Annotated in this window: 2 protein-coding genes; one reads left to right on the top strand and one right to left on the bottom strand. The window is 68.3% G+C overall.

Translation table 11 applies throughout. The features are described 5' to 3' along the window. Positions 1 to 1,867, bottom strand: a 1,867-nt coding sequence (locus tag AC1D2E_RS35470) for an autotransporter-associated beta strand repeat-containing protein (RefSeq protein ID WP_478201735.1), incomplete at its 3' end; no start/stop codon positions are given. A 211-nt stretch (positions 1,868 to 2,078) separates the two neighbouring features. Between AC1D2E_RS35470 and AC1D2E_RS35465 the strand changes: the two genes are divergently transcribed. Continuing rightward, positions 2,079 to 2,701: histidine phosphatase family protein (locus AC1D2E_RS35465; protein WP_478201734.1), on the top strand; the 623-nt coding region annotated here is incomplete at its 3' end.

The raw sequence follows: 2,701 nt of genomic DNA, 5'->3' as shown, positions 1-2,701 counted from the left end.
GGTACCAGCTCTCGMCCGCGCCGCTGGCGTCGGCGGCGTGGAGGCGGTACTCGAAGGCGCCGGCGTCGACGTGGCCGCCGCTGAGCGCAAAGGCGTCGCGCGTGGTCTGCGCCGTCGTGGTGGCGCCGTTGAGGGCCGCAATCACCTGGATGCCGCTGCCGGTCGTCTGCCCTCCGAGGCCGCCCAGGTTGGTGATCTGCACCGTGGTATGGCCGCTGGCCGTGGCGGCGGGGCCGTCGAGCACCAGCCGGTCGGACGGGCCGCTGGCATTGAGCGTCGTGCCCAGCTTCAACACACCATTGTTGCCGACGTAGGCGCCCGTAACCCGCAGGTCGGTCCCCGGCACGGCGCCGACCAGCGACACGGTGCCGTTGTTGGTCAGCGAGGCCACGCTCTGGCTGAAACCCGCCAAGTCGAGTGTGGCGCCTGCGGCCACGGCATGGGCCGAGGCGGCGCTGAGCGTGTTGGCGGCGCCCGCACGCAGGGTGCCGGCGTTGACGCTGGTGGCGCCCGTGTAGGTATTGGCACCGCTGAGGGTCAGGGTGCCGGTGCCGATCTTGGTCAGCGAGCCGCCGGTGGCGGTGACCGGCAGCGAGCTGACAGTGCCGGCACTGTCCACGACCGCCGGCCCCTCGTCGGAGATGACGCCGCTGATCGCATCGTTCCGGTTCAATGCACCGACCGTCAGGTTCCTGTTGCCCAGGGTCACGTTGCCCGCGCCCGACAGGGAACCGACCGACACGCTGCCCGCGCCGTCGGCGAACACGCGGCCGCCGGCGTTGTTTTCCAGCGTGACGCCGCTCAGGTCGGGCGCGTCCATCAGGTAGACCGGGCCCCCGTTGTTGCGAACCACCGCGCTGCCTCCGGCCGCGTCGCGCCGAATGAAGATCCGTCCGCCATTGCTGGTGATCGTGGCGCTGCCCATCGTCGTGCCCTGGGCAAAGTCGAGATAGGAGCCGGCGCCGTTGATCGTCAGTGTCGAGTTGCCCGCGCTGGCACCGGTTCCAACGAAGCCGATGCCGCTGTTGCTGCCGAGCACATTGGTGCTTTGGTGCACCGTGATCACGGAAGACCCGATGTTGGCCGAGGTGAACTGGAGCTCGGCGTTCTCGTAAATGTCGATGGGGYCGCTGCCGAACGAACCGGGGGTGCCGGTCGTGACGTTGAGCCGCCCGGCCGCGGGGGGCGCTCCGGCGACATAAGTGCCCCTGATCGTGGTGCCGCCGCTGTACGTGCTCAGGGCGCTGTTGATCGAAATGCGGGTGTCCTCCGACGGCGAGGTGGTACCGGTGTTGACGAGCGAAAGCCGGCCAGTCCCCGAGATGGGGCCGTTCAGTACGTTGGACTTGGTGTTGTTGACGTCGATCGTCCCGCCGCCGGCGCCCAATTGCATGGCGCGCGTGCTCGTGAAGCCGTCGCTGCCGAGGCGCAGCGTGGCGTTGTTCTCGAACGCGATCGCCGCGTTGGTGGCGCTGCTGCCCAGTTGTGCATCGTTGCTGACCTGCAGGGCGCCGCCGCTGAGGGTCGTCACGCCCTCATAGGTGTTCACGCCCGTCAGCGCCAGGGCGCCGGTGCCGGTCTTGGTGATGCCGCCGGTGCCGCTGATGCCGCCCGACTGGGTCGCGCTGCCCGTCGCGACATCCAGCATGATCGCGGGCGGCGAAGCCGCCAAGGGCGTCGCATAGGTATCGCCATTGGCGTAACTGTGGTCCTGCGCCGCGCTGGAGGACGCCAGGGCGCCGAGGCCGACAAACACCAATGTGGTCGCCAGCCCGCTGGAACGCTTGCCGCGTGCCGAAGTGATCTCGGAAACGGCCACCCAGGCGCCAAGTGCGTGGTTCCACACACTGCGATATGACTTGTTCATGCTCCTGCAAATCCTCTTCTTGGCCGCGCAGGGGGAGTTCCGGCGCTGGCACTGCACTGCCATAAAAGTGTTCATTCTTACATATTGAGTACTTTTGAACTCAATTTTTTACACTTCTGTCGGCAGCCGTGACATCGTTCCAGCGGCGCCAGTCCCCGGAGGTCGCCGCCGCGACCGCGGCCCGCGCGCCCCCTTGGCAGAATCCAGCGCCATGGGGACCCTCTATCTCGTGCGCCACGGACAGGCGAGCTTCGGCGCCGCCGACTACGACCAGCTCAGCGATCTGGGCCGCCGCCAGTCGGTGCGGCTGGGCGAGTACTGGCGCGAGCGCGGCATGCGCTTCGACACCGTGATCACCGGGACGCTGAAGCGCCATCGCCAGACCTGGGAGGGCATCGCCGAGGGCTTGGGGCTCGAGGGCGAGGAGGTGCTGCCCTGGCCCGGCCTCAACGAGTACGACAGCGAGGCGATCATTTCCACGATCCACCCCGGCAAGCTCGAGAAGCCCGACTCGCCGGAGATGTACCGTCACCATTTCCGCCTGCTGCGCGAGGGGCTGCGCGCCTGGATGCAGGGCCGCACCGAACCGGCCGGCATGCCGAGCTATGTCGATTTCCTGGCGGGCGTGACGACCGCGCTCGACCACGTGCGCGACAAGCACCACGGCGCGAAGGTGCTGGTGGTGTCGAGCGGTGGGCCGATCAGCACGGCCGTGGGCCATGTGCTGGGCACCAGCCCCGAGACCACGGTCGAGCTGAACCTGCGGATCCGCAACACCGCGGTGACCGAGTTCKCCTTCACGCCGAAGCGCCACATGCTGCTGACCTACAACAC

The organism is Variovorax sp. P1_H2, assembly GCF_056405295.1.
Note: the sequence above shows the minus strand (reverse complement) of the source record. Positions and strands in the feature narration are given on the sequence as shown.